Source organism: Collinsella stercoris DSM 13279, from assembly GCF_020735465.1.
Taxonomy (GTDB): Bacteria; Actinomycetota; Coriobacteriia; order Coriobacteriales; family Coriobacteriaceae; genus Collinsella; species Collinsella stercoris.
Genome location: NZ_CP085935.1, coordinates 1,680,639 through 1,703,301, shown reverse-complemented (window position 1 = coordinate 1,703,301; position 22,663 = coordinate 1,680,639). Strand labels below are relative to the sequence as shown.

Here is a 22,663-nt window from a genome sequence, read left to right as displayed (position 1 = left end):
GATGGCAGACGTGAAGAAGATCGCCACCCGCGTGAGCTACGGCGAGACGTTGGTCGAGCTGGGCGCCGAGCACGATGACTTCGTGGTGTTCGATGCCGACCTGGCCGCCGCCACCCAGACGGGCAAGTTCAAGGCCGCTTACCCCGACCGCTTCTTTGACGCCGGCATCGCCGAGTGCAACATGATGGGCCTCGCGGCGGGCGTTGCCACCACCGGTCGCGTCGCGTTCGCGAGCACCTTCGCCATGTTCGCCGCCGGTCGTGCGTTCGAGCAGATCCGCAACTCCATCGGCTACCCGCACCTCAACGTCAAGATCGGCGCCACGCACGCCGGTATCTCCGTGGGCGAGGACGGCGCCACGCACCAGTGCAACGAGGACATCGCCCTCATGCGCGCGGTGCCCGGCATGACCGTGGTCGTTCCCGCCGACGACGTGGAGGCCCGTGCCGCCACGCGCTGCGCCTATGCGACCGATGGACCCTTCTACCTGCGCTTTGGTCGCTTGGCCGCGCCGGTGATCAACGACCCCGAGACGTATGAGTTCGAGCTCGGCCGCGCCATCGTGATGCGAGAGGGCACGGACGTGAGCATCGTCGCCTGCGGCCTTATGGTGAGCGCCGCGCTCGAGGCCGCCGAGGCGCTCGAGGCCGAGGGCATCTCCGCCGAGGTCATCAACATGCACACCATCAAGCCGCTCGACACCGAGACCCTGTTCGCCTCCGCCGCCAAGACCGGCCGCGTGGTAACCGTCGAGGAGCATTCCGTGATCGGCGGCCTGGGCGAGGCCGTGTGCGCGGCTCTGTGCGAGCACGCCCCGGTCCGCGTGAAGCGCGTGGGCGTGCAGGACGTCTACGGCGAGTCCGGCCCGGCGCTCGACCTGCTCGACAAGTACGGCCTGAACGCCGAGGGCATCGCCTCCGCCGTGCGCGAGGTGCTCGCGTAAAGGTGCATCGCTTCGGTGCGTCGAAGGGCCTGTCCGGGTGCCCTACGGCGCGCGTACGGCTTTTCGTCCATTCGGGTCGCCCCCGTTTTTTGAGCCTAAAAATAAGGGCTCAAGAACCGGGGGCGATTTCTATCGCGGGGTCTTTGAGCATGCGATGGGCTGTGCGAGCGTTTCCCAGTTGATGAACAGTTCGGCCCGTAGCTTTTGCTCGGCACGTTTTTGCGCGGGAGTTTTTGCTTTAAGCGGGCGGTTCAGCTTTTTCCCTAGGAGGGCTCGCACCGCCTCATAGCTCTCCTCGTCAACGAATTGGCGGTATGTCAACGGGAGGACCTGGATTCCCAGCGATTCGAGCGCCGCCGCTCGATCGGAGTCCGAGATGCTTGCCGCCTCGCTGTCATGCACCGAGCTTCCCTGGCATTCGATGTCGATGGCGGGGTGCACCTCCGTGCCCTCGATAAAAATGTCAGCGTAACAGTGCTCATAGCGGTACAGGTTGCGCGCCAGTTTGGTGAGGGCAAGTCGGTGATTGTTTTTGATGGGAAGGCCTTCGCCGCCCACGCGGCGGCCAAGTCCCAGCAACATCGATGCCTGCACTTCGAATGGGGAGGCACATATTCCGGTCATGCGCTCAAGCGCCCAGCGGAATTTCTTAGCCCCGTCGAATCCGTTGATGTTCTGGGCAAATTGCTCAAGCTCATGCTTTTCGACAAGCGGATCCCTGCGCCATAAACTTGTTTTGCGTCCACGGGTGTCTTTTACGCGGACCCATCCGGCTCCCAGGGGAATCATGCCTTGTCGATAGGCCTCCTGCAGGATTCTTTCCGCACGGTCGGATGGACGAAACACGGCAAACTCGCCGCATAATTCGTACATCGCCATGAGCAGCTGCGTGCGCGACAAACTCGGTGCCATGGTAAGCAGGGTGAGCGCAGGGGATGTGACGCTAAAGCTATGGTCCGTCTCCCGGATGGAACCAAATGGAAGTTCTTGGGTGCAGACATGCGTGACGTATAAATTGGTTTTCGCGCGGCTTGAGTCTATGGGTGACAAGCGGTGCACAGGTGTGCCAAGAAGATCAATGACACATTCGCATTCGGCGATATTTCCGTGGTAAAACCTGCTGTTGGGCTGCGGAATCGGCGGATAGAGCATAAGAATTTGAGGCGGCACGCGGTAGTAATTGAAAGCGGACTGAGCGCAAATTGGATAATCCACAGGCACCTCCGATTCCGTGCTTGCGCTGGTTGGCGCATACTTATGGCGGTAAAAGAAGCGATTGATGGTCGCTTGTTTTAACGTTCCTCCTACCCATTTGTGCCTCGCGAGCCGTCTTTAAATAGAAACTTCCGGTATTGGGAAGCTCTTTGGGGTTTAGCAGAGTAGAGGGACTCACGAGGATGAATTTATCTGGGCAAACGTTGAAGAAAATCGGTCTCTACTCAAGGAAATCCACAAGAGCTTCCCAATACCGAAAGTTTGTAATTACGTAGAGCGGCAGTATGCAGTTGCAAGAGGTTTTCCCCGCTTGAATTGCTGGATGAGGCGGGTTGTGAGGAAGGGCTTGAATGGGATGCGGGGCCGTTTTGGGGTGCGTGGCCATTTTGCGGGGCGGGGCCGTTTTGCGGCGCGTGCGCGTAGCTCCGATACGCACGAAGGGAGTGACTTGGAGCGGTGCGAGGGCGTTCTGCGGCGTGCACGCGCCTGCGCGCCGGTTTTATAACAGAGCGCAGGTGTGGTTGAAAGCGGAGCAAGGGTGTGTTCGAGCAGGGCATAGGCGTGATCGAAAGTAAGTCGTGAGCATGTTCGAATGGGGCCCAGGCGTGATTGAAAGCAAAGCGTGGACGTGTTCGAGCGCCTCAAAGACTTCCTTGGAGCGAAGATGCAATGTGGAGCATATATCTAAGTCTTATAGACTAAGGTTTTATGAGCGCGAGAGTGGGTACTATAGTTCCCGTTCAGTAAAAGCGAGGGTACGAGCGCGGCTTTCTCGCGGTCCACGGATTGAAGCTTGTGGTCCGAACGAAGTTCGCAACGTGTGGACAGGGGTTCGTGGTCGCAGCCCGCAGTTCGCAACTTGCGGTTAGCGGCTCGCGGCTCGAGGTTCGCAATGCGCGGCTCGTGGGATGGGTCGCAGGGCATTGCGTTGGGGCACCGCCAAGCGATCCTCGCTATATGTATGGAAGGGAGCGCGCATGCGCCAGTTCAAGACGGAGAGCAAAAAGCTGCTCGACCTGATGATCAACTCCATCTACACCAACAAGGAGATCTTCCTTCGCGAGCTGATCTCCAACGCGTCCGATGCCGTGGACAAGCTCAACTTCAAGAGCCTGTCCGACTCCAGCATCCAGGTCGACCAGGGCGACCTGGCGATTCGCGTCTCGTTCGACAAGGACGCCCGCACGCTCACCGTCTCCGATAACGGCATTGGCATGACGGCCGAGGACCTCGAGAAGAACCTGGGCACCATCGCCCACTCCGGCAGCCAGGAGTTCAAGCAGGAAAACGCCGACCACCAGGGCAACGACGTCGACATCATCGGCCAGTTCGGCGTGGGCTTTTACTCCGCGTTCATGGTCGCCTCGAAGGTGCGCGTGGTCAGCCGCGCCTTTGGCGAGGACGCCGCGCACGTGTGGGAGTCCGACGGCCTTGAGGGCTACACCATCGAGGAGGGCGAGCGCGCCTGCCACGGCACCGACGTCATCCTCACCATCCGCGAGAACATCCCCGGCGAGAACGGCGAGCCCGGCGAGAGCTACGACACCTACCTGTCCGAGTGGGGTCTCAAGGACCTCATCAAGCGTTATAGCAACTACGTGCGCTATCCCGTCCAGATGATGGTTACCAAGAGCCGCGAGAAGGACAAGCCCGATGACGCTGGCGAGGATTACACCCCCGAGTACGAGGACTACCAGGAGCTCGAGACCGTCAACTCCATGACGCCCATTTGGAAAAAGCGCAGCTCCGACGTGTCGGACGAGGACTACAACGAGTTCTACAAGTCCACGTTCCACGACTTTGAGGACCCTGCGCGCAAGGTGAGCTTCCACGCTGAGGGCACCCTCGAGTACGACGCCCTGCTGTTCATCCCCTCGCGCGCGCCGTTCGACTTGTACAGCAAGGACTACGAGAAGGGCCTTGCGCTCTACAGCTCCAACGTCCTGATCATGGACAAGTGCGCCGACCTGCTGCCCGACTACTACAACTTCGTGCGCGGCGTGGTGGATTCGCAGGACATCTCGCTGAACATCTCGCGCGAGACGCTCCAGCAGAACCGCCAGCTCAAGGCCATTGCCAAGCGCGTTGAGAAGCGCGTGACGAGCGAGCTCGAAAAGATGCGCGACGAGGACCGCGAGGCCTACGAGACGTTCTTTGAGAACTTTGGCCGCGGCCTCAAGTTTGGCATCTACTCGAGCTACGGCATGAAGGCCGACGAGCTCGCCGACCTGCTGCTGTTCTGGAGCGCCCGCGAGAACAAGATGGTCACGCTCGCCGAGTACGCCGCCGCCATGCCCGAGGGCCAGAAGGCCATCTACTACGCCGCCGGCGACGACCGCACGCGCCTGTCCAAGATGCCCGTGGTCAAGAGCGTGCTCGACCGCGGCTACGACGTGCTGCTGCTCACGACCGACGTCGACGAGTTCACCTTCCAGGCCATGCGCGGGTACACTGCGAAGAACATGCCCAAGCTCTACGAGGACGATGCCGCCCGTGAGGCTGCCGCCAAGGCTGTGGCCGACGGCGCCGAGCCGGAGACCGAGGACCGCTTCTTGGAGCTCAAGAATGTGGCGACCGGCGATTTGGACCTTGCCACCGAGGATGAGAAGAAGGACGCCGAGGAGGCCTCCAAAGAGCACGAGGACCTGTTCGGCGCCATGAAGGACGCGCTGGGCGACAAGGTCGAAAAGGTCGCGGTGTCCGCGCACCTGACCGACGCCCCAGCGTGCATCACCACCGAGGGCCCGCTGTCGCTCGAGATGGAGAAGGTCCTGGCGCGCGGTCCCGAGGCCGACGCCGGCACCATGCCCAAGACGCAGCGCGTGCTCGAGCTCAACGCCAAGCACCCGGTGTTCGACAAGCTCGTCGCCGCGCAGGAGGCGGGCGACACGAGCAAGATCGAGCTTTACGCCGGGCTGCTTTACGATCAGGCTCTGTTGGTGGAGGGCATTCTGCCCGCCGACCCCGTGGCCTTCGCCCAGAGCGTGTGCGAGCTCATGTAGCACGAGCTGCGCAATCGCGCCTGTGAGCGCGCGATCGCGTATAGAACCTGCGTGTTTGACCGGGGCGCCCCCAAGGGGTGTCCCGGTTTTTGTCTGATTCGCCTCTATCGACCCCTCTTTTTGCGGAAACTATCGATAGTTAACGTTACACGTGTTGTTTTACTTACGAACATAGTATAGTTCTGCCCCATAAGAGGAAAACGCAAGGTCAAAGGGTGAGATGGACGTGAAGAAATCCTTCCAGATCTTCAAGCGCGATGTGCTGCGATTGCTGAGAAACCCGGTTGCGATGGTCATCACCATCGGCATGTGCATCATCCCGTCGCTGTACGCGTGGTACAACATCGCGGCCAGCTGGGACCCGTATGGAAGCACCGCGGGCGTTAAGATCGCGGTGGCCAACGAGGACGAGGGCACCAGCAACGAGCTCGTGGGCGAGCTGAACGCCGGTGAGCAGACAATGGACGAGCTCAAGAAGAACCATGACTTGGGCTGGGTCTTCACGGACGCCGACGAGGCGGAGGAGGGCGTGCGCCGCGGCGATTACTACGCGGCCATCGTGATCCCGCGCGACTTTAGCGAAAAGCTCACCAGCATGCTCACGGGTGACTTTGAGCAGCCCAAGATCAGCTACTACGTCAACGAGAAAAAGAACGCCATCGCACCCAAGGTGACCGACACGGGCGCGGAGACCATCGAGGAGCAGATCAACGAGACGTTCGTCTCGACGGTGAGTAAGACGCTCGTCACGCAGGCCAAGGAGCTCGGCGTCGATTTGGATGCCCAGGCGGCCACGACGCAGTCGGGCCTGCTTGCGCACATCCGCTCGTCCAAGGACGCCGTAGCCGAGGTGCGCGAATCGCTGGGAGGCATGGACGAGACGATCGCCGCGACCAAGAAAGCCGTGGGCACCGCGCAGGGCACGCTGACGCAGCTGAGCGGGCAGGTGCCCGCGCTCACCACCGCGCTCGGGCAGGCGGACAGCCTCATGGGCACCACGCGCGCCGCGGCCCGCGACTTCTCCACGGCCCTCTCCACGGCGCTGACCGGCGGTGCAACGCAGCTCGGCGCGGCTTCGGCCAAGGCGAACGCCGCGGTGGGCACGGTGTCGGGCGTGGTGGCGGAGGCCAAGCTCAAGGCGGATATCTCCCTTTCGAACCTCCAGTCCATCATCGATACAAACACCAAGGTCATCGAGCTGCTCGTAGAGCTCAACGAGTCCGGTCACATCACCGGCAAGCTCGACAGCCTCATCGCGGGGCTGCAGGAGCAAAACGCAACGATGCAGGGGCTCAAAGACGGCCTCCAGGCGCAAAGCGACGCCGTGGGCCAGGACATGAACGCCGTCGAGGGCGCGGTGGGCGCGGTCAACACTGCGGTCCAGGGCAGCGTCGACGGCATCAACGGCGTGCAGGCGCAGATGAGCGCCACGGTCCTGCCGCAGATCTCGACGGGCCTCGACGCGTTCTCGAACGTGTCGAGCGACCTCACGGGCGTCGTGGCGGGCGTGCAGCCTACCATCGCGCAGTCCGTGGGCATCCTCGCCCAGCTGAACGGCATGCTCGATCAGACCACGACGGCGCTCGACGCCACGGACAAGGTCCTCGCGGACATCGAGGGCATGCTCGACACCGCGGCGACCGACGTGGCCGCGCTGCGCAGCTCCGAGTCCATGCAGGACCTCGCCGACGTCCTCAACATGGATGCGGACGAGGTGGCGGAGTTCATGACGTCCCCGGCCCAGCTCACCACCAAGGCGGTGTATCCCGTGGTCAACTACGGCTCGGGCGTCACCCCGTTCTACACCAACCTCGCCCTGTGGGTGGGCGGCTTCGTGCTCATCGCCATCATCATGCTCGAAGTGGACCGCGAGGGCATCGGACACATCACGGCCATCGAGGGCTACTTTGGCCGCTGGATGCTGCTGGTGCTGCTCGGCCTGGTGCAGGCGCTCATCGTGTGCTTGGGCGACCTGGCGCTTGGTATCCAATGCGAGCAGCCGGTCCTGTTCGTGCTCGCGGGCATGTTCATCTCGTTCGTGTACGTGAACATCATTTACGCGCTGGCCCTCACGTTCAAGCACATCGGCAAGGCCATCGGCGTCATCCTGGTCATCGTGCAGATCCCGGGCTCCTCGGGCATGTACCCCATCGAGATGATGCCCGCGTTCTTCCAGGGGCTGCACCCGCTGCTGCCGTTCACCTACGGCATCAACGCCATGCGCGAGACCATCGGCGGCATGTACGGCATGGACTACCTGGCCAACCTGGGCGTGCTGGCGATCTTTCTGGGCCTGGCCCTGGTGCTGGGCGTGTGGCTGCGCCCGCTGCTGCTCAACCTCAACCTGCTGTTCGACCACGAGCTGTCCGGCACCGACGTCATGATCTGCGAAAAGGACGACATGCCGCGCGAGCGCCTCAACATGCGTGCGACCATCCGCGCGATGCTCGACACCCAGGCCTTCCGTCGCGACATCCTGGAGCGCGGCGCGCGGTTCGAGCGCCGCTACCCGCGCTTGATCAAGGTCGGGTTCGGGCTGGTGTTCGGCCTGCCGGTGCTGCTGTTCATCCTCACCGCCACGCTCGACCTCGACATCGACGGCAAGCTCGTGATGCTCGTGCTGTGGATCGTGGCGATCATCGCGGCGGACGCCTACATGATCGTGGTCGAGTACATGCGCGAGAGCCTGAACGTCCAGGCCCGCATGACGGCGCTTTCGGACGAGGAGCTGCACAGCCAGATCGAGCGCGCCTTTCCCACGACGCGCCAGAAAGGGGGCGAGGAGTAGATGAGGAACATCATCAAGCTGTTCAAGCGCGACCTGCAGCATGTGCGCAGGAGCGTGATCGCGCTCATCGTCGCCGTTGGCCTGGTCATCGTGCCGGTGCTTTACGCATGGTTCAATATTGCCGGCAGCTGGGACCCGTACGGCAACACCGGCAACCTCAAGGTGGCGGTGGCCAACTCCGACGCCGGCTACAAGAGCGACCTCATCCCCATACAGGTGAACATGGGCGAGTCGGTGGTGTCGTCCCTGCGCGCGAACGACCAGATCGGTTGGGAGTTCGTGAACGAGGACGACGCGCTCGAGGGCGTCAAGTCCGGCGAGTACTACGCCGCGGTGGTGATTCCCAAGAGCTTTTCCGCCGACATGATGACGCTCTTTTCCAACGACGTGAAGCACGCGCAGATCTTGTATTACGAGAACCAGAAGGCGAGCGCCATCGCCCCGCGCGTGACCGACAAGGCGGCGGGCACCGTGCGCCAGCAGATCGACGAGACCTTTACCGAGACCATCGGCGACGCCGGTTTGGTGACCGCCTCGAGCCTGCTGGACTTTATGAACAGCGATCAGGTGGCGGCCTTCGTCTCGAATCTGGACGGCACGCTGGATTCGGGCGCGACGAGCCTGCGCGACGCGAGCGACTCGGTGACCTCGTTCGCCAACGTGATCGGCTCCTCCACGGGCGTGCTGCAGCAGACGAGCGACCTGCTGTCCCAGGCGGGTGCGACCAGCGCCGGCGAGGGCGACTTGGTGGCCGACGCCAAGCAGGGCCTGTCGAGCATGAAGGGCGCGCTCGACAGCGCGGTCGAGGCCGTGAACGGCGCGCTCAAGGACAGCGCCGGCAACTACGATGCGGCGGGCCAGGCCATCGAGGGCGCCTTCAACACCGTGGGCGACCATGTGGACACCACGGTGGCGCAGCTCAACAGCGTCGCGGCTGCCGTGTCGCAGGACGCGGCGAAGACGCGCGCCCTGCAGGAGCAGATCCGCGCTCTTGAGGATGAGGTCGAGTCCTCGCAGCTGCCCAGCGCCATCAAGGACGAGCTGGTGCAAAAGATCGACATCGCGCAGAACAGCGTGGGCAACGTCGCCAACCAGCAGGAGCTGTTGGCGAAGAACCTCACCGACGCCGCCACCACGCTCACGACCCACATGGCCGAGGCGAACAAGCAGCTCCAGGACGCCAAGGACCTGATCGCGCAGGCCAAAAACGACCTGTCCCAGGTGCAGGGCACCTATGATGAGACGCTCAAGACGCAGCTCTCCCAGCTGACGGATACATTCTCGGGCATTGCGGAGAGCAGCGGCGCGATCGCGGACAACCTGACGGCCACGGTGGACGACCTGTCCAGCGCGGCGGGGTCGCTCTCCAAGAACATGGATGCGGCGCACCAGTCGCTGGTGGACGCGGCCGCGGGGCTCTCCTCCTCGGCAGACGAGCTCACGCAGCTCAAGAGCGACCTGAACGATGCCGTGAACAGCGGCGACCTCGACCGCGTGCGCGACCTGATCGGCTCGGACCCCGAGGCGCTGGCGGGCTCGCTCGCCGCTCCGGTGGTCCTGGACCGCAATCCGGTGTACCACATCGAGAACTACGGCAGCGCCATGGCGCCGTTCTACACCACGCTGTCTCTGTGGGTGGGCGGCATCGTGCTCGCCGCCATGCTCAAGGCGCAGGTGGACGAGGCGACCGCCCGCGAGTTGGCACCCATCCGCCTGCACGAGCTGTACCTGGGGCGCTACGCGTTCTTCGCCCTGCTGGCGTTTGCGCAGGCGACGCTCGTGTGCGCGGGCGACCTGTTGTTCTTTGGAATCCAGTGCGCGCATCCGTTCCAGTTCATGCTGGTGGGATGGGTTGCCGGATTCGTGTTCAGCAACATCATCTACACGCTCACGGTGAGCTTTGGCGACGTGGGTAAGGCGATTGCGGTGGTGCTGCTGGTCATGCAGGTCGCGGGCTCGGGCGGCACGTTCCCCATCGAGATGACCGCTGACTTCTTCCAGGGCGCGTACCCGTTCCTGCCGTTCACGCACGCCATCAACGCCATGCACGCCGCCATGGCGGGCGCCTACGGCATGGAGTTCTGGACCGAGCTGGGCATTTTGGCGAGCTATCTGCTGCCGTCGCTTGCGCTGGGCCTAGTGCTCCGCCGCCCGGTGATCCGTGCGAACGCCTGGGTGTCCGAGAAGCTCGAGGAGACCAAGCTCATGTAGGAGCCGACGGTCGAGCGCACGGCGGCGTGGTCTCAGCTGCTGATTGCCGCGAATCGGGCGTTTTTGTAACGAGTTTCCAGAGGGGCCGAGTAGACAGGTATTTTGGGCTATCGCCAACTGGGGTTTTGATGCCCAAACCGACCGTCTACTCGGGGTGTCCCGATCTTCGTTACAAAATCGCCCGATTCGCGGCATTGCACCTTCTGCCTATGCCCTCATTTCCAAGGTGCTTTTATGCGGGGGGGCGCCGGAAACTCGGACGAAACATAACTATGCGAACATGGAGACAATCTGGCATCATCGCATGTGAAAGGGCTCGCATATGGACCAGCAGCAGAACATCGATTTCGTCCTGCGCACCGTTGAGGAGCGCGACATCCGCTTCATCCGCCTGTGGTTCACCGATGTGCTCGGCAGGCTCAAGAGCTTCGCCATCAGCCCTGAGGACCTCGAGGTCGCGTTTGAAGAGGGCATTGGCTTCGACGGTTCCGCCATTGAGGGCTTCACCTCTCCCGACGAGGCGGACATGCTGGCCTTCCCGGATGCCTCCACGTTCCAGATCCTGCCCTGGCGCCCCAAGCACGACGGTGCCGCGCGCATCTTCTGCGATGTCTGCACGCCCGACCGCCAGCTGTTCGCTGGCGATTCGCGCGAGTGCCTGCGCCGCATGTTCTATCGTGCGGAGAAGCTTGGCTACATCATGAATGTGGGCGCCGAGCTCGAGTTCTACTATTTCCCCGACGAGCATACGCCCGAGCCCATGGACAAGGTTGGCTACTTTGACCTCACGCCATCGGATTCCGCGCGCGACCTGCGCCGTTCCACGGTGCTCATGCTCGAGAAGATGAGCATCCCGGTGGAGTACACCTTCCACAGCTCCGGCCGCTCGCAGCACGGCATTTCCATGCGTCACGCCGAGGCACTCACCATGTCCGACGCCATCATGACGGCCAAGCACGTCATTCGCACCTGCGCCTACGAGTCGGGCATCCACGCCTCTTTCATGCCCAAGCCCATCGCCAAGGGCTCGTCTTCGGCAATGTTGCTTCACCAGTCCTTGTTCGATCGTGAAGGCAACAACGTCTTTTGGGGTGACGACGCCAAGAACCACCTGTCGCCCATTGCCAAGAGCTACATGGCCGGCATCTTGGCGCATGCCTCCGAAATCAGCGCCATCACCAACCCCACGGTGAATTCCTACAAGCGCCTCTCCGCCGGCGTGGGTAACGGCCCGCGGTATGCAACGTGGGGCATGCGCAACCGCTCCGCTATGATCCGCGTGCCCATCTACAAGCCGGGCAAGCAGATTGCGGCCCGCATTGAGCTTCGCAGCCCCGACCCGATGGCCAATCCGTACCTGGTCAACACGGTGACGCTCGCCGCGGGCTTGGACGGCATTAAGCGCGGCCTGGAGTTGCCTGAGGAGGCCACCTCCGAGTTGCTGAGCCTGCCCCAACATGAGCTGCGCGCCCGCGGTATCGAGCCCCTGCCGCGCAATCTCGACGAGGCGCTCGATGTGTTCGAGAGCTCCGAGTTCATGAAGGATGCGCTGGGCGAGCACATCCACGCGTTCTTCCTCAAGAAGAAGCGCGATGAGTGGAATCGCTTCAACTCGACGGTCACCGAATGGGAAATTGACCATTATCTTGCAAATTCGTAGGCACTGACATGCGGGCGTGGTCCATTTTTGAATACCACGCCTGCTCACGGGCTTGTCCTACCGTCTCATTTGTTATGATGACGCTGTCGGAGGTGTGAATATGTCTGAGAAATCCGTGCTGTTCATGGCGCGCACAACGCGCCTGCATGATTTTGTCCGCTCGCTCGCCGAGTCTTTGGGTGCCGAGGTGCACATCGCAACCCCGGATTCGCCCGCCGCGGCTCACGATTTCGACCTCCTGGTGCTTGACGGCGACGGCGTGCGCCCCGACCGCGTCGACGCCATGGCCAAGTGGCTCGAGCAGCGCGGGGGAGCCCCCATGTTGCTCGTGGTGGATGAGGAGAACCTGGGCGATCTGCACCTGCCTGCGCAGGTTCGCTCGGATTTTATCTGCTCCGGGGCGAGCGACGCCGAGCTTGAGGTGCGTGCGCGTCTGCTGCTGGGCGACACCGAGACGGCGGCGGTGGACGAGGTTCTCACCGTGGATAACCTCACGATCAATCTGGCCACATACCAGGTGTCTTTGGACGGCGAGCCCGTCGACCTCACGCTTATGGAGTACTCGCTGCTGAGCTTTTTGGCCACGCATCCCAACCGCGCGTACAGCCGCGAGGTGCTGCTGCACCGCGTGTGGGGCTTCGAGTATTGCGGCGGCACGCGCACCGTCGACGTGCACATCCGCCGCATCCGCAGCAAGGTGGGCCCGCAGATCGCCGGCCACATCTCCACCGTCCGCGGCGTGGGCTACCTTTTCAAGGAGTAGCGTCCGGCCCTAGGTCGGGCGCCTCAAATTAGGGACAGTCCCTTTTTTGAGGTGTGTGTTCACACTTCAGAAAAGTGCCCGTCCCTGATCTGAGGCGCCCGAGCACATGAGTCGTTACGGCACGAGGAGCGATGCAAAACACGTCACGTTTGCCACGGCGAGCATCGCCAGGCCGTAACGCGTGTTCTCCGTCTCTTTTGCCTTGTGCACCTTGGTGTACCAATATGCGAGCCATGCGAGCTGGACGGCCATGATAACAACATGGGGAACAACGTCCGCGACGATCATCGAGAGCGCGCCGGCGAGGACGAAGGCGCCCATGCCCAGCGAGACCCTGTCAAAAAGCGGGACTCCTGCAATGAGGGAGACGTCTGCAACGATGGCGACGGCGATCAGGGCAAACGGGCTGTCGATTCCCGGAATGTTGTGGGCGAGAATCAGAAGCACCAGGGCGGCCAAAAAGACAATTCCACATACCTTGCGCATCATGGTGGTCTCCGATCTCGTGCCTTACGTGCAGCTCAAGCCTACCATGGCGAGGGCCGCCCCCCCCCTGCGATTCGGCGGACGGGTGGACGGCCGGATACGCCGCCTCAGATCGGGGACAGGCGCCATTCTGAGGTGATGTAGGCGCAAGAGAATGTCCGCAGTCCCGTGTTCGCGCTTCAAAATAGCGCTCGCCCCCAATCTGAGACGGCTACTTACAACTTGATTAAGCTCTTAGGGCGTGGCGGGTCGCCCCGTTCATTTGGGGTACAACGTTGGGGACGAAAACGTTGAAAGGATCCGACTATGAGTGACGAAAAGACCCCTCAGCGGCCTGAGGGCATGTCGAGCGACGAGCAGCGTCCCGTCTCCGCCCCCCGTCTTGAGGTTGAGCCAACGCCGGTTCCGCCGGCGGGCAGCGAGCCAACCACGCAGATTCCGCAGCACGCCGAGCACGCGGCTGCAGACCAGGCCGGTCAGACGCACGCCGGCCATACGCAGCATATCCCGGCGAGCGCCAGCTCCGGCCCGAGCATGAATACCACGGCGTTCGGAGCGCCGCAGCACACCGACGCCGCCTCCTCTGGCGGTCCGGCGACGTCCGGCGTGCACACCGAGACGCGCACCGTGGTCAAGACCAAGAGCAAGAAGCTCCCCATCTTCCTCGCGTCGTTCGCGGGCTTGGTGGTGGGCTCGGTGCTCGTCATCGCCCTCGTCATGTCCGGCGCCTTCCGCATCACCGACACGAACGTGGAGGCCACGGGTAACGGCTCTGCGCAGGCCATCGAGATCGACCCCGAGGACACCACGCTCTCCGAGGCCGTTGCCGCCAAGAGCCTGCCCTCAGTGGTGTCCATCACCGCGCAGGGCGAAACCGAGGACTCCGGCGGCGTGGGCAGCGGCGTGATCTTGGACGCCGACGGCAACATCCTCACCAACTATCACGTGATCGAGGGCGCGACGGCGCTGGTGGTCCGCACCGATGACGGCAACAGCTACGAGGCGGAGATCGTGGGCACGGACGAGTCGAGCGACCTCGCGGTCATTCGGCTCAAGGATGCCAAGGACGCTACGCTCACGCCCATCGAGATCGGCGATTCCGACGGTATCGCCGTTGGCGAGTGGGTCATGGCCATCGGCAGCCCCTTTGGCAACGAGCAGTCCGTCTCCACGGGCATCGTCTCCGCGCTGTACCGCTCGACCGCGCTGCAGAGCACGAGCGGCACCTCCATTTACGCGAACATGATCCAGACCGACGCCGCCATCAACCCCGGCAATTCCGGCGGCGCGTTGGTGAATGCCGAGGGCGAGCTCATCGGCATCAACTCCGTGATTGAGTCCTACTCCGGCTCGAGCTCGGGCGTCGGCTTTGCGATCCCCGTCAACTACGCCATCAACATCGCCAACCAGATCATCGCCGGCGAGACGCCCGTTCACCCGTACCTGGGCGCGTCGCTCATGAGCGTGAACGCCTACATTGCCCGTCAGAACGACCTGGCGGTCGACAGCGGCGCCTATGTGGCCGAGGTGACCGCGGGCGGCCCCGCTGCCGAGGCGGGCGTTGAGGCCGGCGACATCGTGACGGCGGTCGACGGCGAGGACATCTCCTCCGCCGACGGCCTGATCATCGCCCTGCGCGAGCATGAGGTGGGGGATAAGGTCACGCTCACCGTGATGCGCGGCAAGGATGAGAAGGAGATCGAGGTCGAGCTCGGGTCCGATGAGGCTTTGCAGGCCGAGCAGGAGGACACCTCCGACGGCAACGGCTCCGGCAACGGCATGACCGAGGAGGAGTTCCTGCGCTATCTCCAGGAGTATCTGGGCCGCGGCGGGTTCTAACGGGCTGAGCGAGGGCCCGGCGCCGACAGCGTTGTGCCGATAGCGGTGACGGAAGGCCGGGGTGCCGCCCTGGTCTTCCGCTCGCGATTCATCGCTTCGTCTTTCCACGCCCGGGCGAGCACGTCCGGGCGCGCGCGGTTTGGCGCCGCTCTGGATGAGGTGGCCGCAGCGGACGCGTGGTATAGTGTCTCCACATGCGGGTATGATGCTCGCGAACAAGGCAATGCGTGCGCTGCGGCTCATCTGGGCGGCAGCGCTGAACGAAGGGATCGAACATGGCGGTGAACGAGCAGCTGCTGCTCGAGGTCCTCGAGCAGATTCGACCGAACCTGCAGGCCGACGGCGGCGACATGGCCTATGTGGGCGTGACCGACGAGGGCGTGGTGCAGCTTGAGCTGCAGGGCGCCTGTGCCGGATGCCCCATGAGCTCTCTGACGCTCTCCATGGGCATCGAGCGCATTCTCAAGGAGCACGTGCCCGGTGTGACGCGCGTCGAGCAGGTTGGCGGCGGCGCGGATGCCGCAAACGAACTGTATGACGAGTACGCTCCGTTTTAGGATTGCGTAGGGTCCCGGGGCGCATGCCCGGCGGGGCCCTTTTGGTATAGATGTGCGCGCGTCGAGCCTTCGGTCTCGGCGCGACCGTTTTTGAAGGGCCGTGCCCATGCTTAACGACCTCTACCACAGCATCGATCCCGTCGCGTTTTCCGCGGGGCCCTTCACCGTGTACTGGTATGGCCTCGCCTATATGGTGGGCGCGCTGCTGGCGGGTGTGGTGATGTATCGCACCCTCAAGCGCTGGGGGACCGAGATCTCGATCGACGACACCATGACGCTGGTCGTGTCCGTGGTGTTCGGCTTGCTCATCGGCGGCCGGTTGTCCTACGTGCTGTTTTACAGCAATGGATACTATTTTGAGCACCCGTTGGAGATCATCTTTGGCAAGGACGGGCAGGGCATTAGCGGCATGAGCTTCCACGGGGGGCTCGTGGGCGGCCTGATCGGCGGCCTCATCGCCTGCCGTGCGCTGCGTCTTTCCCCCTGGACCATCGCCGACGCGGCGTTTGTGGGCGTGCCGCTGGCCCTGTGCCTGGGCCGTTGCGCGAACTTTGTGAACGGGGAGCTGTGGGGTAAGCCCACGGACCTGCCCTGGGGTGTGGTGTTCGGTGGCGCCGCGGGCGATATCGCGCGTCATCCGAGCCAGCTGTACGAGGCGTTCCTTGAGGGCATAGTGCTGTTTGCCCTGCTCTACCTGTTGAGCCGTCGCAAAAAAACGCCGCCGCAGGGTAGCATCTTGGGGACGTTCGTGCTGGGTTACGGCATCGTCCGCTTTCTGATCGAGTTCGTGCGCCTGCCCGACGCGCAGCTTGGATACCTAGCGGGCGGCTGGCTCACCATGGGGCAGTTGCTGAGCGTCCCGCTCATCGTCGCGGGCATGGTGCTGCTGGCCTGCGCGCTTCATTTCAAGCGTCCGCAGCACGTGGATTGGCCGTAGCGCGTCCGTAAGTTATGGCCGCGCCCCGAAGGCCGTGGTTCGCTCGTCTGATGTGGTGGCGCTCTGAGGGCTATGATATGTCCGCCGGTTGCCGTTACGCTCCGAGGGGCGATCCGTTCCCGCCGCTCGCGGTCACTTTTCAAGATCTGGTGTGTGCTCGACAGGCGCTGCCGCTCTCCAGTACCTGCACCTGCTTTCCGATTTTGGATGTGTTGCAAGACCCAGCGCTCGTCCGCCGCTCGCGGTCGCTCTGAAAGCCCGTCGCCGCACCCGTCAATCACTGCCGCTCAGCAATATCCGGCGTTGCGCACGGCAAAACGGTATGTGAAGCCTCGTCAAACCCCTTTCGCGCCGGTTGCAATCGGTATATCATGCTGAACGTGTGTTTACATGGGCTCTCGATGCGCGGGCGGCGCGCTTGCGTGCAGGGGGCAGGGAAATAGAAGGAGCATCACATGTCCGGACACTCTAAATGGGCAACAACCAAGCACCGCAAGGGTGCGCAGGACGCAAAGCGTTCCGCCCTGTTCTCCAAGCTGAGCCGTAACATCACCGTCGCGGCCCGCCTGGGCAACGACCCCAACCCGGACAACAACGCCTCCCTGGCCGCCGCCGTGGCCAAGGCCAAGGCCCAGTCCATGCCCAAGGACAAGATCAAGTCCGCCATCGACAAGGCCTTCGGTGCTGGCGCCGACGCCGCCGTGTACGAGAACATCGTCTACGAGGGCTACGGTCCCGCGGGCGTCGCCGTGTACGTCGAGTGCCTGACCGACAACCGCAACCGCACCGCCGCCGACGTTCGCTCCGCGTTCTCCCACGCGGGCGGCAACCTGGGCACCACCGGATCCGTTGCCTTCCAGTTCGAGCGCAAGGGTCAGGTCGTCGTCGCCAAGCAGATCGTCGACCCCAACGACAAGAAGGAGAACCTCATGGCCAACGGCGCTGCCGGCGATGAGGAAGAGTTCATGATGGCCGTGGCCGAGGCCGGCGGCGACGACTACGAGGACGCTGGCGACGAGTGGGTCGTGTGGACCGCCGCCAACGAGCTCATGGCCGTTTCCAAGGGCATCGAGGCTCAGGGCATCGAGGTCAAGGGCGCCGAGCTCACCATGGTTCCCACCACCCCGACGGCCGTTTCCGGCGTGGACGCTAAGAAGGTCCAGCGCCTCATTGACCGCCTCGAGGAGCTTGACGACGTCCAGGACGTCTACTCCACCATGGACATGACCGACGAGGTCATCGCCGCCCTCGAGGAGGAGTAAGCTCCCCTTCTGGGTCGTTCGACAGCCTCTTTGCTCGCATAGGAGCGCTTGAACCGGGTTCGTACAGGTTGCGGACCCGGTTTTGGTATGTCGCACCGGCGCCCCGCCAACCCCGGCGTCCTGCCAATCCCCGGTCCCCCTCATCAAGTCTTGTCCTCATCAATTCGGATGCTTTTCGTCCATCTTTGTTTTCTTCCATCAGTCTCAGTGGCCTAGCAATGCTGGTTTCCCCATCAATTCTGGGCGCTCGTCAATCTGGATTCTTGATCAACCCCGATTTCATCAATCCTGGTTCTCAATTAATTCCGGCTTTCCGCCAATCCCGATGACCCCATCAATCTTGTGTGGATGCTCGTAGGGTGCGGACATAGGTTCTTTTCGCTCATCTTCGCCTGTACAGGCAGCCGCTTCACGACCAGCTTGTTGTGCGGGCTGGCTTTGCCATTCGTCTCCACAGCGGCAATGGCTGTGGTCAGGTTTGCTTGCAGCATAATGCGGGCGACTTCGTTCGCCGTATAATCATGGGACGCGCCGCGGTGCTTTTTCGCGCTTCGGGGTACAAGAAACAAATGGCTGCCGATGTCATCGCATCCACGTTGGGCGCCGGCGCCCTCATGACGATGCCGTCGCGTTCGCCCAGGTTGCCGTCGCAACCGTTCAGCACCAAGAGAGGAGGGGCTATGCGCCGAATGCGCAGGATAGGCTTGGTGATCTACCTCGTTGCCGCCTGCATGGTGGTCGGTGCGTGCGTGGGTTCACTGTTCGGCCCCTATACCGAGCGGATTTCCGCCCTGGTCGCATCGGGCTCGGGCCGTATTACCATGGCGGCCTGCCTGACGATTGTCGCGCTCAATATGCTCGCCGTCTTGATCTTCCTGTTCGTCGATCGCCCTGAGCCCACGTGCTTGCGCTTGGACGGTGACGCGGATATCGAGGTGACGACCGACGCCCTGGTGTCAATTGCCCGCACGGCCGCCTCTGAGCGCGACGTCATGGTCGAGGACGTGCGCGTGCGCATCGCGGGCCGCGACAAGGCGCGTGCGGATATCTCGATCGAGGCAATTCTGCTCGCCCGCTGCGATATCGAGAGCGTCGCGCATCGCGTCGAGCATCGCGTGCAGACTGCTTGCGACGACATGCTCGGAGTTTCCGGAGCTCGCGTGCGGGTGCGTTTTCTTCCCAGTACAACCGAGACCATAACAAAGGAGGCCGCCGGTGAGCGATAAGAATCTTGCGCCTAAGGCGCCCAAGGCGATAGTCGAGCAACTTGAGTCTGCGGTGAAAGGGGGGCCCTGCGTTGACGGCGACGCCGCGGACGGCGCGTTCACTGCCGGCGATGCTGCCTCGTCGCGTGATCACGCGAAGGCGGACGCTTCGCAGACGGGTGAAGGCGCGTCTGGGGCGGGCAACGGCCCGGCACGTGGGTTCCAACGCACGACCATCGGGTTTTTTGAGAACATGGGACACGCCGCCTGGGCGTACGCCGACGCGCATCCCCATGCCACGCTCTACGGCATCATTGGCTTTGTGCTGGCTGTGCTCATTTTGGTGATCGGCCTGTGGGACACCCTGGTGATCGCCGTGTTCGTGTTCGTGGGCACGGTGATTGGGCAGATGGTCGACGGCGATAACGCGGCGGTCGATTTCATTCGACGTTTTATCGACGGGCGCAAATAGGCGCTCGCGTGCGGTTGAGTTTTGAATCGGGACAATCGGGATAAGGAGAACATCATGGCCGATACCAAGGAGCTTTTGGTGGACGAGAACATCGAGGTCGAGGAAGCTGCCGACGTCGTTGACGTGACCGCATCCCAAGCTGTCGACGAGCGCGAGGACGCGGAGGTGGCGCAGGAGCTTGCCGAGTCCGAGGAGGACGACGATTCGGAAGACTCGCTCACGTATTCCAACGGCGTGATCGAAAAGATCGTTGCCATGGCGACCCGCGAGGTTCCGCACGTGCTGGGCATGAAGGGCAACCTCATGCACCTGGTGCAGGAGACGTTCGGCGCCGAGAACCTGTCTAAGGGCGTGACCATCGAGGTCACCGATGACAACCGCGTAGTGGTCAACATCTCTGTGATCATCGAGTACGGGTGCTACGCCCCTGCCATTTTTGAGGACGTCAAGGAGCGCGTGACCGAGCGACTGACCGCCATGACCGGTCTTGAGGTCGCGGGCATCAACTTGCGCATCGAGGATGTGGTGACGCGCGAGGAGTACGAGGCGAGCAAGCGCCGTCATGCCGAGGACGACGAGTAGCGTTTTTCGATGTGGGGACGGTGCGGTTTGGAAAACCGCACCGTCGCGTGGCTTACGCCCCACCGCCGCAAGTTTGGACCGCCTCCCATTGTTCGATATTTAAGAAATGGAAGGCAAGCCGGGCTGTCGACGGTGGGGCGTGATTCTTTTTTGCGCGATTTCCGCCCTGGGTCCTCGCATGTCATTACCGCATCGCGAAAAGCGGTGTAGGGCCGTTTCCCGTATCGCGTCGCGAAAAGCGGCGTAAGGTCGTTCCCCGGGGCCGCAGCCATGCCCGGATGTCAGAAATCGCGCGTTTATGTAACGAATTTTAGGTCGGGTCAAGTAGACAGGGATTTCGGTCTCTCGCCAACTGGGGTTTTGACGCTGGAATTGGCAGTCTACTCGAGGCGTTCCGTTTTTCGTTACATAATCGCGTGATTTCGGGCAGGGAAGTCTCGGCGGGGGTTCGAAAAGGGGGAATCAGGACGTTTTCCGCGCATCCTACGCTATGCATCGGAGGGACGTGAGGCACCCGCCGCGGACAGACAGCGCGGTCGCGGTGTTTGCCCGGGGCAGATAGCGCGGTGGTGGTACCCGTCGGAGGCCGGGCGGCTCAGGCCGGAGCTCGTCGGAGACAGACGGCGCGGTCGCGGTGCTTCCCGAGGGCCGGGCGGCTCAGACTGGTGCCCACCGGGGGTGGACGGCACAGTTGCGGTGTTTGTCGGGGCCGGTCAGGTCAGGCCGGCGCTCTTCGGAGGAAGGTACGACCGTGGCGTTCGCTGGGGGTCGGGCAGCTCAGGTCGGCGCTCGATGGGATAGACGGTACGGCCGTGGCGTCCGCCTGGGTCGGGCAGATCAGGACGGCGCTCGCCGAGGACAGACGGCGCGGCCGCGGTGTCCGCCGGGGGAGGGTGCATGTGCTTTTCGGCCTTATCTGTTGGCGTCATTTTGTTACATACTAGTTTCCTAGGTTGCTCGATATACGGTACCCTGTTACTCTCATCCCCATGATTACGTTTGTTGGACATATCGCGAGCATGATGATGGTCATGGAGATGCCCTCGCCCGGGCACTTTGTCATGCCGCGCGATTCCCGCGTGCTGACCGAGACCGGGCGCCTCCACTAGGCCGTCTCCGGCGGGAGATGGCCGTTTATCCCAAAACCATCTTCAAGCGGAGTTTTCCTCGTGATCAGCATCAAGCATGTGTACAAATCATTCGCCGCGCCCAAGGCGTCCGGCAAGAAGCGCCGCGGGGACGGGACCGACATGTCCTATGCCGCCTCGGTGAGCGGGAACCCGGCGCTCGGCGCCGCGGCCGTCGTCCAAGCGGCGGATGAAGCCGTCGAGGCCCTGGCCCCCGTCGAGGCCGACGGGTTCGTCCACGCCCTCTCCGATATCAACATCGAGATCGCCGACGGTGACATTTTCGGCATCATCGGCATGAGCGGCGCGGGCAAGTCAACGCTCGTCCGGACTATCAACCTGCTCGAGCGCCCCACGTCGGGCACTATCGAGGTCGATGGCCGCGACGTCACCGCCCTGTCCGGCGAGGAGCTGCGCGCGTATCGTCGTCGGGTGGCCATGATTTTCCAGAACTTCGGCTTGCTCGCGCAAAAGACCGTGTTGGACAACGTGTGCTTTCCGTTCCTCGCCGCTTCCGGCAAGGTGACGGAGGAGAATCGCGCCCGCGCGCTCGAGCTGCTCGACCGCGTCGGTCTGGGTGAGAAGGCCCGGAGCTATCCCAGCCAGCTGTCCGGCGGGCAGAAGCAGCGCGTCGCCATCGCCCGCGCACTGGCCTGCGAGCCCGAGGTGATCCTCTGCGACGAGGCGACCTCCGCGCTTGACCCCAAGAGCACCAACACCATCCTCAAGCTGCTGCGCGACATCAACCGCGAGACCGGTGTGACGCTGGTGGTCATCACCCACTCCATGGACGTCGTCGAGAAGATCTGCGACAACGTCGCGGTGCTCGAGCGCGGCCGTGTGGTTGAACAGGGGAGCGTGGCGAAGGTGTTCGCCGAGCCCCAGGCCGAGGCCACGCGCGTGCTGCTTGGAAAGGTGGACTGGGATGCTTAACGATTTCCTCGCGGAGTTTGCTCCGCTGCTCATTCAGGGCACCGTCGATACGCTTGTCATGCTGTTCGCATCGACGGCGGTTGCCTATGTGATCGGCACGGTGCTCGGTGTGATCTTGCACCTCACGGCCCCCGGCGGTCTGCGCCCCGTTCCCGCGCTCAACGCGGTTTTGGGCTGGGTGGTCAACATCGGACGTTCTCTGCCGTTCATCATTTTGCTCATCGCCCTCATGCCCGCCACGCAGGCACTCGTGGGCACCTCCACCGGCGTGGTGGGCGTCATTCCGCCCCTGGTGGTCGCTACCGCCCCGTTCGTGGCGCGCATGGTCGAGCAGTCGCTCGCCGAGGTGAGCCGCGACGCCGTTGAGGCCGCTGAGGCCTGCGGCGCGTCCGTCCCGCGTATCGTGTTCTCCGCGCTCCTGCCCGAGGCACTGCCGAGCATCGTGCGCGGCGTCGCCGTGACGCTCATCGCCGTACTGGGTTACACCGCCATTGCCGGTGCCGTGGGTGCGGGCGGTCTGGGCGACATTGCCATCCGTTACGGTTACTACCGCTATGAGGATGAGGCCATGATCGTCACGGTCGTCCTGCTCGTCGTCCTCGTCCAGCTCATCCAGTCCGTCTGTAACGCCATTGCTCGCAAAGTGGACCACCGCTAGAGGTTGGTTTGCTGCCAAGGGCT

General features: G+C 63.1%; 17 protein-coding genes. 15 read left to right on the top strand and 2 right to left on the bottom strand.

Going from position 1 to position 22,663, the window contains the following annotated elements:
* The first annotated feature begins 1 nt into the window (after position 1).
* Complete coding sequence (locus tag LK434_RS07305; protein WP_006719594.1) at positions 2–943, top strand: transketolase family protein; 942 nt, start codon at positions 2–4, stop codon at positions 941–943.
* A gap of 129 nt (positions 944–1,072) precedes the next feature.
* Here LK434_RS07305 and LK434_RS07300 read toward each other — a convergent pair whose 3' ends face one another.
* Complete coding sequence (locus LK434_RS07300; RefSeq protein ID WP_148334410.1) at positions 1,073–2,158, bottom strand: hypothetical protein; 1,086 nt, start codon at positions 2,156–2,158, stop codon at positions 1,073–1,075.
* Positions 2,159–3,135: 977 nt separating this feature from the next.
* Here LK434_RS07300 and htpG point away from each other — a divergent pair.
* The 5 genes from htpG to LK434_RS07275 all read left to right on the top strand — a co-directional run bounded on the left by htpG (position 3,136) and on the right by LK434_RS07275 (position 12,582).
* Positions 3,136–5,160 (top strand): molecular chaperone HtpG, encoded by a 2,025-nt coding sequence (htpG, locus tag LK434_RS07295; protein WP_006719598.1) that lies wholly within the window; start codon positions 3,136–3,138, stop codon positions 5,158–5,160.
* 220 nt (positions 5,161–5,380) lie between these two features.
* The gene (locus LK434_RS07290) at positions 5,381–7,948 is read left to right on the top strand and encodes a YhgE/Pip domain-containing protein (protein ID WP_006719600.1); all 2,568 of its coding nucleotides are present in this window, start codon (positions 5,381–5,383) and stop codon (positions 7,946–7,948) included.
* Entirely contained in the window at positions 7,949–10,159 is a 2,211-nt protein-coding gene (locus tag LK434_RS07285; RefSeq protein WP_006719601.1) for a YhgE/Pip domain-containing protein, read from the top strand.
* Positions 10,160–10,481: 322 nt separating this feature from the next.
* On the top strand, positions 10,482–11,819 hold the full coding sequence (locus tag LK434_RS07280) for a glutamine synthetase family protein (RefSeq protein ID WP_227917689.1): 1,338 nt from the start codon (positions 10,482–10,484) through the stop codon (positions 11,817–11,819).
* A 100-nt stretch (positions 11,820–11,919) separates the two neighbouring features.
* Positions 11,920–12,582 (top strand): winged helix-turn-helix transcriptional regulator, encoded by a 663-nt coding sequence (locus tag LK434_RS07275; protein ID WP_006719605.1) that lies wholly within the window; start codon positions 11,920–11,922, stop codon positions 12,580–12,582.
* A gap of 114 nt (positions 12,583–12,696) precedes the next feature.
* Here LK434_RS07275 and LK434_RS07270 read toward each other — a convergent pair whose 3' ends face one another.
* The gene (locus LK434_RS07270) at positions 12,697–13,071 is read right to left on the bottom strand and encodes a hypothetical protein (protein ID WP_006719606.1); all 375 of its coding nucleotides are present in this window, start codon (positions 13,069–13,071) and stop codon (positions 12,697–12,699) included.
* A 303-nt stretch (positions 13,072–13,374) separates the two neighbouring features.
* Between LK434_RS07270 and LK434_RS07265 the strand changes: the two genes are divergently transcribed.
* From LK434_RS07265 to LK434_RS07225, 9 genes are all read left to right on the top strand, one after another.
* Positions 13,375–14,907 carry a S1C family serine protease gene (locus LK434_RS07265; RefSeq protein ID WP_227917688.1) on the top strand — a complete coding sequence of 511 codons (1,533 nt, stop codon included), beginning with the start codon at positions 13,375–13,377 and terminating at the stop codon, positions 14,905–14,907.
* 275 nt (positions 14,908–15,182) lie between these two features.
* A complete protein-coding gene (locus LK434_RS07260; protein WP_006719611.1) occupies positions 15,183–15,464 on the top strand; it encodes a NifU family protein in 282 nt (93 codons plus the stop codon).
* A gap of 106 nt (positions 15,465–15,570) precedes the next feature.
* Positions 15,571–16,401 (top strand): prolipoprotein diacylglyceryl transferase, encoded by an 831-nt coding sequence (gene lgt, locus LK434_RS07255; RefSeq protein WP_006719612.1) that lies wholly within the window; start codon positions 15,571–15,573, stop codon positions 16,399–16,401.
* A gap of 455 nt (positions 16,402–16,856) precedes the next feature.
* Positions 16,857–17,663 carry a YebC/PmpR family DNA-binding transcriptional regulator gene (locus LK434_RS07250; protein WP_006719613.1) on the top strand — a complete coding sequence of 269 codons (807 nt, stop codon included), beginning with the start codon at positions 16,857–16,859 and terminating at the stop codon, positions 17,661–17,663.
* A 680-nt stretch (positions 17,664–18,343) separates the two neighbouring features.
* Positions 18,344–18,889, top strand: a complete 546-nt coding sequence (locus LK434_RS07245) for an Asp23/Gls24 family envelope stress response protein (protein WP_040360474.1) — start codon at positions 18,344–18,346, stop codon at positions 18,887–18,889.
* Positions 18,879–19,340, top strand: a complete 462-nt coding sequence (locus tag LK434_RS07240; RefSeq protein ID WP_006719616.1) for a DUF2273 domain-containing protein — start codon at positions 18,879–18,881, stop codon at positions 19,338–19,340. Before LK434_RS07245 ends, LK434_RS07240 begins: the two co-directional genes overlap by 11 nt.
* A 54-nt stretch (positions 19,341–19,394) precedes the next feature.
* The gene (locus LK434_RS07235) at positions 19,395–19,922 is read left to right on the top strand and encodes an Asp23/Gls24 family envelope stress response protein (protein WP_040360475.1); all 528 of its coding nucleotides are present in this window, start codon (positions 19,395–19,397) and stop codon (positions 19,920–19,922) included.
* A gap of 1,169 nt (positions 19,923–21,091) precedes the next feature.
* Positions 21,092–21,982, top strand: a complete 891-nt coding sequence (locus LK434_RS07230) for a methionine ABC transporter ATP-binding protein (protein ID WP_006719632.1) — start codon at positions 21,092–21,094, stop codon at positions 21,980–21,982.
* The gene (locus LK434_RS07225) at positions 21,975–22,640 is read left to right on the top strand and encodes a methionine ABC transporter permease (protein ID WP_006719634.1); all 666 of its coding nucleotides are present in this window, start codon (positions 21,975–21,977) and stop codon (positions 22,638–22,640) included. The genes LK434_RS07230 and LK434_RS07225 overlap by 8 nt, the downstream gene beginning before the upstream one ends.
* Positions 22,641–22,663 lie beyond the last annotated feature (23 nt).